Source organism: Henriciella sp., assembly GCF_049649345.1.
In the GTDB taxonomy this organism is placed as follows: Bacteria; Pseudomonadota; Alphaproteobacteria; order Caulobacterales; family Hyphomonadaceae; genus Henriciella.
On the sequence record NZ_JBARZC010000317.1, the window covers coordinates 1 to 12917 of the forward strand.

At 61.0% G+C, this 12917-nt stretch carries 12 protein-coding genes; all 12 read left to right on the forward strand.

What is annotated here, in order from left to right; translation table 11 throughout:
• The first annotated feature begins 271 nt into the window (after nucleotides 1-271).
• The gene (locus WA989_RS08285; RefSeq protein ID WP_424340029.1) at nucleotides 272-1138 is read left to right on the forward strand and encodes a fumarylacetoacetate hydrolase family protein; all 867 of its coding nucleotides are present in this window, start codon (nucleotides 272-274) and stop codon (nucleotides 1136-1138) included.
• Nucleotides 1139-1891, forward strand: coding sequence for a hypothetical protein (locus WA989_RS08290; RefSeq protein ID WP_424340030.1), 753 nt, complete (start codon nucleotides 1139-1141; stop codon nucleotides 1889-1891). It abuts the gene before it with no gap.
• Nucleotides 1892-2201: 310 nt separating this feature from the next.
• Nucleotides 2202-3428, forward strand: a complete 1227-nt coding sequence (locus WA989_RS08295) for an EAL domain-containing protein (protein ID WP_424340031.1) — start codon at nucleotides 2202-2204, stop codon at nucleotides 3426-3428.
• Nucleotides 3429-3477: 49 nt separating this feature from the next.
• Nucleotides 3478-4332, forward strand: coding sequence for a TIGR01459 family HAD-type hydrolase (locus WA989_RS08300; RefSeq protein ID WP_424340032.1), 855 nt, complete (start codon nucleotides 3478-3480; stop codon nucleotides 4330-4332).
• A gap of 55 nt (nucleotides 4333-4387) precedes the next feature.
• On the forward strand, nucleotides 4388-4819 hold the full coding sequence (locus WA989_RS08305; RefSeq protein ID WP_424340033.1) for a MaoC family dehydratase: 432 nt from the start codon (nucleotides 4388-4390) through the stop codon (nucleotides 4817-4819).
• Nucleotides 4819-5739 (forward strand): riboflavin biosynthesis protein RibF, encoded by a 921-nt coding sequence (gene ribF, locus WA989_RS08310; protein WP_424340034.1) that lies wholly within the window; start codon nucleotides 4819-4821, stop codon nucleotides 5737-5739. Before WA989_RS08305 ends, ribF begins: the two co-directional genes overlap by 1 nt.
• A gap of 68 nt (nucleotides 5740-5807) precedes the next feature.
• Nucleotides 5808-6272, forward strand: coding sequence for a YbjN domain-containing protein (locus WA989_RS08315; protein ID WP_424340035.1), 465 nt, complete (start codon nucleotides 5808-5810; stop codon nucleotides 6270-6272).
• Between the two features lie 203 nt (nucleotides 6273-6475).
• On the forward strand, nucleotides 6476-9478 hold the full coding sequence (gene ileS / locus WA989_RS08320) for an isoleucine--tRNA ligase (RefSeq protein ID WP_424340036.1): 3003 nt from the start codon (nucleotides 6476-6478) through the stop codon (nucleotides 9476-9478).
• Entirely contained in the window at nucleotides 9478-10035 is a 558-nt protein-coding gene (gene lspA / locus WA989_RS08325; RefSeq protein WP_424340037.1) for a signal peptidase II, read from the forward strand. The genes ileS and lspA overlap by 1 nt, the downstream gene beginning before the upstream one ends.
• 25 nt (nucleotides 10036-10060) lie before the next feature.
• A complete protein-coding gene (locus tag WA989_RS08330; protein WP_424340038.1) occupies nucleotides 10061-10540 on the forward strand; it encodes a DUF3035 domain-containing protein in 480 nt (159 codons plus the stop codon).
• Nucleotides 10541-10596: 56 nt separating this feature from the next.
• Nucleotides 10597-11967, forward strand: coding sequence for a M16 family metallopeptidase (locus WA989_RS08335; protein ID WP_424340039.1), 1371 nt, complete (start codon nucleotides 10597-10599; stop codon nucleotides 11965-11967).
• Nucleotides 11957-12917: M16 family metallopeptidase (locus tag WA989_RS08340; RefSeq protein ID WP_424340040.1), on the forward strand; the 961-nt coding region annotated here is incomplete at its 3' end. The genes WA989_RS08335 and WA989_RS08340, both read left to right, overlap by 11 nt.

The following is a 12917-nucleotide window of genomic DNA, read 5'->3' on the forward strand; positions in this document are numbered from 1 at the left end:
CTCGCCTGAAGCGGTCTTCAAGTCATTCAGCAGCTCGCGGACTTCATCCTCCTCCCAGGCATAGCTGCGCTGGTAGGGCGGCATTTTGAGCTCGACGCCGGGTGCAAGAATGTCCGCGAGGCTGCACTCCCGCGCTCTAATCCCTGAATCCATTGAAATCCCCGCCTGAGTGTCTAGTGGTTACTTACGCCCCGATTAACCGTCCTTTTTGAGGGAGAACACTCTTCATTCGGACGTTTTTGGGCAGGTGTGACAGGAGCGCAACGCCAGTATGAAGTGGGTGAATTTCGAAGTTGACGGTCAATTGTGGTGCGGACTGTTGCAAAACCAGCATATTTCAACGCTTGGTACAGGTTGCCTCAGCCAGTTTCTCGGCCAGCTGGACAGCAAAAATTTTTCAGCGCGCACCCGGCGGCTCATCCCGCTTGAGGACGTCAGGCTGCGCCAGCCGATCATCCGGCCGGGCAAGATTCTCGGCATCGGCCTTAACTATGCCGCCCATGTCGCCGAAAGCGTGAGCTTTGTTTCCAATGACAGGCCCGAGATCCAGAAATGGTTCAACAAGCAAGCGACGGCCGCCGCGGGGCCGGGCGATCCGATCCATGTGCCGGCCGTCTCGGACCAGGTCGACTATGAAGCAGAGCTTGTTGTCGTCATCGGCAAGACCGGCCGGCATGTCCCGCCCGAGCGCGCCATGGAAGTGGTGGCCGGTTTCACCTGCGGGTGCGATGTCTCGGTGCGGGACTGGCAGCGCGCCAGCCCGACCATGATCATGGGCAAGGGCTTCGACACGCACGCCCCCTTTGGCCCGGCGCTGGTGACACCTGACGAGGTTGGCGAGCTGTCCGGTCTGTCCATTAGCGGCTATGTTAATGACGAGCTGCGCCAGGAGGCGCGGCTCGGGGACATGATTCACAAGATCCCGGAACAGATCGCCCATCTGAGCGCTGCATTCACGCTGGAACCGGGCGATGTCATCTTTACAGGCACTCCCGCCGGCGTCGGGGCTGGGCATGCGCCGCCGAAATGGCTGAAAGCCGGGGACATCGTGCGTGTGGAAATCGAGAATGTCGGATGTCTGGAGAACCCCGTTATCACTGAAACTGGCACGTCCCGCATCGGCGAAGAGCGTCTTTGAATGCGTCACACCTTAATCGTCATAGCCTCCGTCATGCTTGCAGCCTGCGACATAGGCAGCACGGCCTCTGTCCGCGCGCCGGAACAGGCGAAGGCTGAATTCCAGGTGGCGCCCGGCGATTTTGCGGTTGAGCCCTGCAGCGACGAGACCAACTCTCCGTGCGCCCTTGTCCATGCCGGCGGCAAGAGCTTCCTGTTCGGTGCCCCGGCAGGACTGTCCGGCGACCTCACAGCAGAACGTCTCGCCAATCTTGATGGTTCGCTTCTCTTTTCACTGCTGCCGCGCGATATCGAAGGACTCGACGAAGTGCGTAATCGCGGCTGGCGGGCCGGGCGGGCCGACGCGCTTGTGGTGGCCGGACCGGAAGGCACAGGGGAGATGCTCGAAGCGCTCAACCTCGCCTATGAGCAACCAGACGCGCTGAGCTTTGTCGATGAGGGCGCGCCCCGCGGCGGGTTTGACGCAGCTCTGTTGCAAGGCGGTGTGGAAGTCCTCAGCCAGGCACTCGCCTTCGATACGGGCGATGTGAAAGTGGTCGGGCTGGCCGCGTCCGGACCGTACATCACCTACCGGATCGGCTATCGTGACCTGTCGGGCAACTGGCACGACCTTGTGCTTCGTCCCTGCACAGGGCCAGAGGCCGCTGCAGCCGATTATGAAAGCGCGCCGCGATCGCAGACTGTGCTGAGCTGTGACGGTGAGGGCGCCGACATGGCCTGGCCGCTGACAGAGCCCGTAAAGATTTCAGGTTAGGACCGCCAGAAAAAGCAACGGGGTCCCGCCTTGGCAGGACCCCGGTCTCCCCCGAGACGCCCCCGTCCGGCCAAATAGGCCGCGGACATCAAGGCGCGGGTCGCCTGTTATGAGTATCTCCGTTCGCAGCGGAGTCAAACGACTTGTTCCGCTTCTGCGCACGATCCTGAAAAGTGTGTCCTCTGTGACACGCTGTGGGCAAGTCTGCTCACATCATTGGCAAGAGCCCCAAATCAGGCCTAAAGCTACCAATTCGTTAACACTTGGCGGCTAGCTGTTAAGGTTAAGCGAATTTGGGGCTGACGGGTTTATGATCGGAATTCTGTTCTTTTTCTATGTCGCTATCGGCGCTGCGCTGGGATTCGGCCTGTATTCCTATGCAGGCTTCGCGATTCCTATGTCCGTTGCGCTGGGCGCTGTGACGACAGTGCTTCTGGGGCAGTTTCATCTGCTGATCGCACATGTGATGAAGTCGGGCCAAACCGAGGACGATCTGCGCCGCATAGAGAAGACCAATGCAGCAACGCGTGAGCGTCTCGACATGGTGGAAGCGCGCACGGAAAGCGTTGAGTCGACGGTAAAGCATGAGCTGACAGAGCGCCGCGACGCGCTGGTCAGCGAGATGCGCCAGCTCGAAGGCCTGATCGACCGCCTGTCACACAATTTCGAATCCCGGCTCTCTTCCACGACGGCAGCGGAGGTCAGGCCTACCGAGGACGCCGTCCTGCGCCACGTGAAGGACGCCTTGCAGGATGGCCGTGTCGATCTGCATCTGCAGCCCATCGTGTCGCTGCCGCAGCGCCGCGTCGCTTTCTATGAAGGCTTTACGCGCCTGCGCCGTCCGGATGGCTCGCTCATCCTGCCAGCGGAGTTTCTCGATGCTGCCCGCCGCGCACGGCTGATGGGCGTGATCGACAATATGCTGCTCTTCCGCTGCGTACAGATCGTTCGCCGGCTGTCCGAGCGGGACCGCCGCGTCGGTGTGTTCTGCAATATCTCGACCCATTCGCTCACCGACGATCAGTTCTTCCCGCACTTCCTCGAATTCATGCGCGAGAACCGGGACTTGTCCGGGGCGCTGATCTTTGAAATCCCGTCTGACCGTTTCGAGAATCGCTCGCGTGAGCTGCGCGGCGCTATGGAAAAGCTGACGGCGCTCGGCTTCCGCTTCTCGATCGACCATGCAACCGACCTCTCCATTGATCTGCCACGCCTGCAGGATGCCGGCGTGCGGTTCGTGAAGATGAAGGGCGGCGATCTCATCACCCAGCTGCGCGACCCGTCCGGTCCGCGCCCGGTTTCCAATGTTCACCGCCGGATCGATGGCGAAGAAGTCACGGCCGTGTGCTCGCGCTTTGGTGTCACGCTGATCGCCGAAAAGATCGAGGAAGAGGTGAGTGTCGTCGAAGTGCTCGAATACGACATTCCTTATGGCCAGGGCCATGTCTTCGGCGCCCCCAAGCCAATCAAGTCGTCGCTCATGGAAGAGACTGCACCGCCGGCCGACTTCCTCGCCCGGATTTCGAGCTTCGGTTAGTGCGCGTGTGGTTTGACCGCACGGCGGGCGCTCACTACTGAGCTTGCGAATGACAAAACCAGACTTTCCGGCAGGCCTGTCCGACATCGCCGACCAGTATGACACCATCTTCTGCGATGTGTGGGGCGTGATCCATAATGGCCGGCGCGCCTATGATGCGGCCTGCGACGCCCTGATGAAATTCCGCGAGGGCGGCGGAACCGTCGTGCTGATTACGAACGCGCCCGTCCCGAAGGCGCAGGTCATCTCCTATTTCGAGCCGATGGGGGTGCCCGATGAGGCGTTTGACGATTGTGTCTCCTCAGGCGATGCGACCCGCGATGAACTCAGCCGCCGCAAGGATGAGAAATTCTGGCGCATGGGCGTCGATGCCGGGTGGGAACGCGATGCCTTCCTCTATAAAGGGCTCGATCTCAAATTCGTGCCGCCTGAAGAAGCCGAGACGCTGCTCTGCATCGGCCTTGAAGACCAGGTCAATGACGACCCTGAAGATTATCGCGACCGGCTGAAACGCGGCGCAGAGCGCGGTCTGCCGATGATCTGCGCCAATCCGGATATCAAAGTCCGTGTGGGCGATCAGCTTGTCTGGTGCGCCGGCGCGCTCGCCCGTATCTATGAGGACGAAGGCGGCAAGGTCATCTATCCAGGCAAGCCGCACGAAGCCATCTACCGGCTTGCAGCCGAGCGGGCAGAAGCGGTTCGTGGAAAGCCGCCTGAAACTGTGCTCTGCATCGGCGACAGCCCGGCCACCGACATGCGCGGCGCGATCATGCACGGCCATGATGGCCTCTATGTCGGCACAGGCCTTGCCGAGCATGGCGCGGACTTTGAGGGCGAACTCATTGCGCTGCTCGATGAGTATGAGACGACGGCCCGATGGGCGATGCCGGCGCTGAGGTGGTGACCTTTGCGCCGACGCGATGTAACAGAAACAGGTTGAGACTATCGGAGTATCGCTGATGAGCGCCAAAGACGGTTACAGATTCGAAGAGTTGAGTGTGGGGATGGCGCATGAGACGCACCACACGATCACTGAAGAGGACATCAACCTCTTCGCTAAAGTGTCGGGTGACTTCAACCCGATCCACATGGATGACGCGTACGCGAAGAAGACGGCCTTCGGGCAGCGAATCGCCCATGGCGCGCTGACGGCGAGCTATATTTCGGGCATTCTCGGCAATGACCTGCCGGGGCCGGGCGCGATCTTTACCCATCTCGAAATGCGCTTCCGCCGCCCGGTCTTCATCGGTGACACCGTCACCGCACGCGCCGAAATCACAGAACTGATCGAGCGCGGCAATCGAGTGACGTTGAAGATCACCTGCCTGGTCAACGACAAGGCGGTTGTGGCGGGCGAAGCCAAGGTCATGGTGCCCCCGCGGGATAATTGATGGCCGTTCACGCCGACTTTCGAAATCTGCCGGAAAGCGCCCGCGGCCATTCGGTCGCGCTTGGCAATTTTGATGGCGTGCATGCGGGTCATCAGGCGGTGATTGATGCAGCGAGGCTGGACGGCAAAAAGCTCGGGATCGCGACGTTCGAGCCGCCGCCGCGCGCCTATTTCCGCCCGAATGATCCGCCTTTCCGTATTTATCGCCCGGCGCGGCGCAACGCCAGGCTGATCGAGCTTGGCGCAGAGGCTGTGTTCGAATTGCCTTTTACCGGCGAGATGGCCTCAATGACGGATGAAGAGTTCTGCCGCATCGTCCTGCATGAGGGGCTCGGTGTCTCGCACGTCGCTGTCGGGTTTGACTTTCGCTTCGGTCGCGGACGCATGGGCGACGCCGGGCGGCTGTCTTCGCTCGGCCGGTCTCTCGGCTTTGATGTCTCGGTCGTCGAGCGCGTCGAGGGTCTGGATGCGGCCAAGGCCTCATCGACCGGTATCCGCGAGGCCTTGATCGCCGGCGAGCCGCAAAAAGCCGCCGCGATGCTCGGCCATGCCTGGATCGCTGACGGCACGGTCGAGCATGGCGAAAAGCGCGGCCGCACGATCGGCTTTCCGACCGCCAACATCCATCTCGGCAGCCTGATCCATCCGCGCCATGGCGTCTATGCGGTGAAGGCCCGGATCGACAGGCAGGGCGATTGGATGCCGGCTGTCGCCAATTTCGGCCGGACCCCGACAACCGGCGTGCGCGACCCGCTGCTGGAGACGTTCATTTTCGACTTCGACCGCGACATTTATGGCCACTTCCTGGAGGTCGAACTCCACCACTATTTGAGGCCGGAGCTTGCTTTTCCATCTGTCGACGACATGGTCGAGCAGATGAAAGCCGATTGCGAAGACGCAAAGGCGCACCTCGCGGGATAAGCCTTTGATCCGGGGTGACATTCACGCGAAGCAGCTTAAAACTGGGCGTCTCGAATGAGGGGAAGACTATGAAATTCATACCACTCGTCGCAGCCGCGGCGGCGTTTACACTACCGGCTCTGGCCCAGGGCTCCGAGCTGATCACATCCGTCACCGAAGACAGCCTTGCCGCTTTTGCTGAATCGCAGGGCGACGAAGTGCTGGGCTTTGGCGAAGCCGGCGAAGTCTCGGTGCGGGCCCAGACCGAAGACGGGACGATCTACTATCTCACCGGCACGGCCTGTACTGACGGCTCCTGTGCCGGCATCAATATGAGCGCGCGTTTCGACGCCAATGAGCTTGTCACCTATGAGAAGCTGAATGACGCCAATCTGCGCCGCGCCGCCGTCAGCGTCTGGAAGCTCGACAATACGCTCGGCATTTCGCGCTATGTCATTCTCGATGGCGGCCAGACCATGGACAACATCCAGATCAATTTCGACAATTTCATCGCGATCGTGCCGACCGTGATCGACTTGTTCTACGAGGAATAGGTCCGATTGCGGCAGGGTGGATGACATCGCGCAAAGGCTCTGCTAGAGCCGCAGGCGTTATGAAGACCCAGGCCATATACTCCGCGATTCGAATTAGCCGCCCGGCTTTGCGATGAGCGGCCTCGATTAGGGGCGTCAGGCGAAGCCGGGGCTATCCCTTTGCGACCTGAGGACAACTGCTAATTCGAGACTGACCAGATATAATGAGCAACGACACCACGACGGATGCGGGTCACGACTATCGCGACACGCTCTTTCTGCCCAAGACCGACTTTCCGATGCGCGGCGGCCTGCCAAAGGCCGAGCCGAAATGGATCGAGCGCTGGGATGAGATGAAGCTCTACAACCGCCTGCGCGAGGATGCCAAGGCGCGCGGCGCCGAGCCCTTCATCCTGCATGATGGCCCGCCCTATGCGAACGGCCCGATCCACCTCGGCACGGCGATGAACAAGATCCTCAAGGACCTTGTCGTGCGCGGCCACCAGATGCTGGGCTATGACGCCTCTTACATCCCCGGCTGGGACTGCCACGGCCTGCCGATCGAGTGGAAAGTCGAGGAAGAATTCCGTTCAAAGGGCCGCGGCAAGGATGATGTGCCGGGCGACGAGTTCCGCGCGGCCTGCCGTGAATACGCCGCCAAATGGATCGAAGTCCAGAAACATGGCTTCCGCCGCTGCGGCGTCGAGGGCGAGTGGGACAATCCCTACCTGACCATGAACTTCGAGTCTGAAGCCGCCACCGTGCGCGAATTCCTTCGCGTCGCCATGTCGGGTCGGCTCGTGCGGGGCTCCAAGCCGATCATGTGGTCGCCTGTCGAACGCACCGCGCTTGCGGAAGCCGAAGTCGAATATCACGACCGCAAGGTGCCGGTGATCTGGGTGAAGTTCCCGGTCAAAGTTGGATCGGGCTCGCATCCTGTTGGAGAGCCGGGCCAGCGCCCGCCTTACACAGATGCTTCGGTCGTCATCTGGACGACCACGCCGTGGACGATCCCGGCCAATCAGGCCGTCAGCTTCAATCCGTCCATTGCCTACGGTCTCTATGAAGTCGAAAGTGTGATGAGCGAGGAAGAACTCGGCTTCGCCCCGTTCGCGAAGCCGAATGACAGATACGTTCTTGCGGATGCACTAGCGCAGACTGTTATGGACAGTGCAAAAGTGTCCAGCTTCAAACGGCTTGGAGACGTTGATCCATCGGGGGCTGTTCTTGAGCATCCGCTTGCCAGCCTCTCCGACTTCTACAAACAACCCATCCCCATGCTCGCGGGTGACCACGTCAACGATGATGCCGGGACGGGCTTCGTGCACACCGCGCCTGCCCATGGCGAGGACGACTTCCTCGTCTGGATCGCATCGGGCCACAAAGCCTCAGATATCCGCGACATCGTCAATCAGGACGGCGTCTATGAGCATGACGAGCTGCCCGAACAACTTCAGGGCCTCGATATCATCCGCACGTCGGGCAAGAAGCGCGGCGAGCAGGGCAAGGCCAATCCGGAAGTCATGCGCCTGCTGACCGAGGCCGGAAACCTCCTCTCACGCGGCGTGACCATGATCCGCGATGCCCACTCCTGGCGCTCCAAAGCCCCCGTCATCCGCCGGGCAACCCCGCAATGGTTCATCGCAATGGACAAGACGGCCTCTGACGGCACCGCGCCGCTGCGTGATCTTGCCCTCAAGGCGCTCGATGATACCGGCTTCGTGCCGCCGCAATTGCGAAACCGGATCACCTCTATGGTCGCGGATCGTCCCGACTGGCTGATCTCGCGCCAGCGCAATTGGGGCGTGCCGATCACGCTGCTCGTTAGTCCGTCTGGCTTCCCCCACACCGACACCGCTAATGGTCCTCTAACCGAAGAGCAGGCGAATGAAGTCAACAAACGTATCCTCGATGCCATCGCGGCCGAAGGCGTCGAAGCCTGGTTCTCCGCCGATGCCGCGAAATTCCTCGAGGGAATCGTAGATGCGGCGGGCTGGGAGAAGGTAAATGACGTGCTCGACGTCTGGTTCGACAGTGGCACGACCCACGCCTTCACGCTTCGTGATCGCGGCATCATCGACGAGAAGACCGGGCAGGCCGATGTCTATCTTGAAGGCTCCGACCAGCATCGCGGCTGGTTCCAGTCCTCTCTGCTTGAGAACTGCGCCACACGCGGCATGGCCCCTTACAAGACGGTCGTCACTCACGGCTTTATCGTCGACGCCGACGGCAAGAAGATGTCCAAATCGCTCGGCAACACGGTCGAGCCGCAAAAGGTCGCCGACCAGTTCGGCATCGAGATCCTGCGTCTCTGGACGGCGAGCTCGGACTTTACCGAAGACCTGCGCATCTCCGACGATATCCTGAAGACAAACGCTGAATCCTATCGCCGTCTGCGCAACACGCTGCGCTATCTGCTCGGCGCGCTCGAAGGCTATGATGAGAGCGAGGCGGTTGCCCGAGATGAGATGCCGGGCCTGGAAAAATGGGTCCTGCACCGCCTCGCTGAAAGTGACGCACTCGTGCGCAAGTCCTATGAGGCTTTCGACTTCAAGCGCGTCATGTCGGCCATGCTGAACTTCTGCGGCGTCGATCTCTCGGCCATCTATTTCGATATCCGCAAGGACAGCCTCTATTGCGACGCGCCGTCTGATACGCGCCGCCGCGCGAATCGCACCGTGATGAGCCTCATCCTCGAGCGTCTGGTCACATGGCTCGCGCCGATCATGCCGTTCACCACCGAGGAAGCCTTCCTGATGAGCCATTTCGCAGGCCGGGCTGACAGTGTCCACTTGCTGCTCTTCCCGGAGACGCCGGATAGCTGGCGCGATGAGGCACTGGCGCAGCGCTGGGAGAAGATCTTCAAGGTCCGCCGCGTCGTGACAGGCGCGCTCGAGATCGAACGCCGCGAAAAGCGGATCGGCGCCTCACTGGAAGCTGCCCCTGAGGTCTATATCGAAGACAAGGCGCTGATCGAGGCGTTCGAGGGCGAGAGCCCGGCCGATCTCTTCATCACATCCGGCGCAACCCTCATCCATGGCGAGGGCCCGGCGAACGCTTACCGGCTGGAAGACACAACCGGCGTGGCTGTCGTGCCGAAGAAAGCCAGCGGCATCAAATGCGCGCGCAGCTGGAAATATTTCGACCCGGTCACGGCTGATCCGGCCTATCCGGACATCACGCCGCGCGATGCCGCCGCGGTCAAGGAAATCAGGAGTGCCGCCTGATGGGATCTGCGCAGAACCGGATGATCTGGCTGGCCGTGATCGTCGCGATCATTGTTTCCGATCAGTTCACAAAGTGGCTGATCCTGAGCAATCCGACTTTCAATGCCGTGCCGTGCCTTGATCCAGTCGTTGCCTGCGGGCGCATCCAGATCTCGTCTGTGTTCGATCTCACCATGCTCTGGAATCGCGGCATCAGCTTCGGCACGCTGCAGTCAGAAGGCATCATGCGCTGGGTCCTCGTCCTGGTGACCACAGGCATTGCCGGCGGCTTTACCTACTGGCTATTCAAGGCTGAGCGCTGGCTGACCTGCCTGTCTCTGGCACTGGTTGTCGGGGGCGCTGTCGGCAATCTGATCGACCGGGTACGCTTCGGCGCTGTTGTGGATTTTCTGGACTTTTCAGGCCCATGGTTTGGCGTGACCATCGGCGGATGGCCGGTCGGCTTCCCGTGGGTGTTCAATATCGCAGACGCGGGAATAACTGTCGGCGCGGTCTTGCTGTTTCTCGATCAGTTTTTAATGTCGCGATCAAAGGCCGGTGAAGCGACCGGCGCTTAAACGAAGTGATGAAGTGAGGACGCCAATGAAGAAGGCAATATTGACCACCGCGGCGATGGGGGCGCTCCTTGCAAGCGGGGGGTGCTCGATTTTCGGCAATAATGGCGGGCCTGCCGGGCCTGACGAGTTCCGTGTGGTGACCAAGGCGCCGCTATCGGTGCCGCCTGAATACAGCCTGCGCCCGCCGGCTGCCGGCACGTCTGTCCCGGCTGAAGCCGATCCGAGCCGTGCGCCTGTTGCAGCTGCATTTGGCACGACGATAGGCGAGGATGCCAGCGCCGTTGAGCGCGCGCTTGTCGAGGCTGCCGGCGCCAATGCCGTCAATCCGATGATCCGGTCCGTGATCGACTATGAAGAGGCAGGCACAGTCCGCAAGACGCGCGACGATGCCGACCAGATCCTGACCTATCAGGGCGATGGCACGGTCGATGACAACGCAACCGGCAACGAGGCTGTCACCATTGCGCGCGGCAGCGGAGAGCGTATCAAGCTACCTGGAACTTAATGTCAGGTTCACATAGAATTTGGTCTGATCATCCAGACATAAACCGGAGAGAGGATATGAGAATTTTTCTTGCGGGAGGTCTGGTGGCGACAGCCATGTTCGCCGGACCTGCCCAGGCTGATACAGCCGAAGCAGAATGGACGCCGTCCACATTCCAATTGTCGAACGGCATGGACGTTGTCGTCCTGCCCGATCATCGCGCGCCTGTCGTGACGCACATGGTCTGGTACAAGGTCGGCGCCGTCGATGAAGACCCCGGAAAGTCCGGCATCGCGCACCTGTTTGAACATGTCATGTTCAAGGAAACCGACGATATCGGACCGGAAGAGTTCACCACCATTGTCCAGCGCAATGGCGGCCAGCTCAATGCTTTCACCAGCTGGGACTACACTGCTTACTATGAGCGCGTCGCCAAGACACAGCTCGAAACGATGATGGAGCTCGAGGCCGAGCGGATGACCGACCTGATCATCAATGATGATCCAGAAGGCCCGTTCATCTCCGAGCGCGACGTCGTCAAGGAAGAGCGCCGCCAGCGGATCGACAATAATCCCGGTGTGATTCTTCAGGAGCAGGTGATGTCCGCGCTCTATCAGGACCACCCCTACAACATCACTATCATCGGCAAGATGGAAGAGGTCGGTGCGCTCACCCCGCAGGACGGCCTCGACTTCTACAAAAAATGGTACACGCCATCTGAAGCGATCCTGGTTGTCGCTGGCGATGTCACCGAAGACGAAGTGCGCACACTCGCCGAGAAGACCTACGGCCAGATCGAGGTCACCCAGACCGAGATCCCGACGCGCGGCTGGGAGGAGGTTCAGCCGCTTGCCGAGACGCAGACCCTCGTTCACACCGATCCCAAGGTCCGCCAGCCGGAGTGGGAGCGCTGGTATCTCTCGACCTCCTATCAGGAGGACAAGGATCTCGCCTATGCGCTCGACGTCGCGCTCGACGTGCTCGGGGGCGGGCGCACCAGCCGGCTCTATCAGGCGCTTGTCGAAGACCAGAAGATCGCTGTCAGCGCCTCTGCTGGGGCATGGCTGTCGCTGCATGATGCCGCGCCGGCTGTCCTTTCCGCGTCTCCGTCTGACGGTGTGAGCCTTGATGAGCTCGAAGCCGCTTACATGGCTGTGGTCGAGGATGTGCTCGCCGACGGCTTTACCGATGAGGAGGTGGAACGCTCGCGAAACTCGCTTGCTGCGTCCGCCATCTACCAGCGTGACAGCCAGGCCGGCATGGCCAATCTCTACGGTTCGACGCTCGCCATTGGCGGTACGCTCGAGGATGTCATGTCCTATCCGGACGACATCCGCGCCGTGACCAAGGAAGATGCGATCGCCGCGCTGCGCCAGTTCATCGGCGGAGACAACAATTACATCGAAGCCCACCTGCTGCCTGAAGAGGAGAGCCAGGATGACCAGTAAACTCAAATACGGCCTTTATGCCGGTCTCGCGTCTGCCGCTCTGCTGGCAGCCTGTCAGGTCCCGGCAGAAACAGCCGATCCGGTCGCCGACACCACGGCGTCCATGGATGCCGCGCCTGAACCCGAAGAGCTTCAGGTCACCGTGCATGAAGGCGATTTCGCCACGATCCAGCAATTCACCACGCCCGGCGGCATCTCCGTCTGGCTGGTCGAGGAGCCGTCCATCCCGATCATGTCGGTCCGTATGGCCTGGGAAACCGGCGCTGCGACAGATCCGGACGGCCTCGAAGGCCTGACCAATGCCATGACCTATATGATGAATGAAGGCGCGGGCGATCTCGACTCGCTTGCCTTCGCGACGCGTATGGAAGAGCTCAATATGAGCTTTGGCTGCGGATCTGGCGATGAGGCAGTCTACTGCACGGCCAATATGCTGACCGACAATGCAGAAGAGGCGATGGACCTTGTCGCGATGGCGCTGAATGATCCGATGTTCGCGACCGATCCGATCGAGCGGTTCAAGCGTGAGCAGCTGATCTCGATCCGCACACGCCAGACTAATGCCAGCTATCTGGCGGCCCGTGCGCGCAATCAGGCGCTGATGCCGAACCATCCTTTCTCGCGTGAGACCAGCGAAGAGAGCATCAATGCGATCTCGTCGGATCTGATCGCGGAGCGGATGGACCAGGTCATGGTGCAGGACGGCCTGCTCGTCACCGCGGTCGGTGCCATGTCGCCGCAGGAGCTGGCACCGTTGCTCGACGAAGCGCTGTCCGGCCTGCCGGAAACCTCCGAGGTTGAAGCGATCGAGGATGTTGATCTCAAAGCGCCGCTGCCTGCGCCGCTCGTGGTCGACCTGCCGCAGCCGCAAAGCCTTGTCGCGTTCACCGCGCCCGGCCCGGCCCGCGACGACCCTGATTTCTTCCCGGCCTATGTGCTCAATTACACAT

Bases quoted from the DNA above. Each gene is read 5' to 3' on its own strand.
- WA989_RS08330 (WP_424340038.1), top strand. From the start codon at position 10,061: ATGAAGAAGGCAATATTGACCACCGCGGCGATGGGGGCGCTCCTTGCA.
- WA989_RS08300 (WP_424340032.1), top strand. From the start codon at position 3,478: ATGACAAAACCAGACTTTCCGGCAGGCCTGTCCGACATCGCCGACCAG.
- WA989_RS08285 (WP_424340029.1), top strand. From the start codon at position 272: ATGAAGTGGGTGAATTTCGAAGTTGACGGTCAATTGTGGTGCGGACTG.
- WA989_RS08315 (WP_424340035.1), top strand. From the start codon at position 5,808: ATGAAATTCATACCACTCGTCGCAGCCGCGGCGGCGTTTACACTACCG.
- WA989_RS08305 (WP_424340033.1), top strand. From the start codon at position 4,388: ATGAGCGCCAAAGACGGTTACAGATTCGAAGAGTTGAGTGTGGGGATG.
- ileS (WP_424340036.1), top strand. From the start codon at position 6,476: ATGAGCAACGACACCACGACGGATGCGGGTCACGACTATCGCGACACG.
- WA989_RS08295 (WP_424340031.1), top strand. From the start codon at position 2,202: ATGATCGGAATTCTGTTCTTTTTCTATGTCGCTATCGGCGCTGCGCTG.
- ribF (WP_424340034.1), top strand. From the start codon at position 4,819: ATGGCCGTTCACGCCGACTTTCGAAATCTGCCGGAAAGCGCCCGCGGC.
- WA989_RS08290 (WP_424340030.1), top strand. From the start codon at position 1,139: ATGCGTCACACCTTAATCGTCATAGCCTCCGTCATGCTTGCAGCCTGC.
- lspA (WP_424340037.1), top strand. From the start codon at position 9,478: ATGGGATCTGCGCAGAACCGGATGATCTGGCTGGCCGTGATCGTCGCG.
- WA989_RS08335 (WP_424340039.1), top strand. From the start codon at position 10,597: ATGAGAATTTTTCTTGCGGGAGGTCTGGTGGCGACAGCCATGTTCGCC.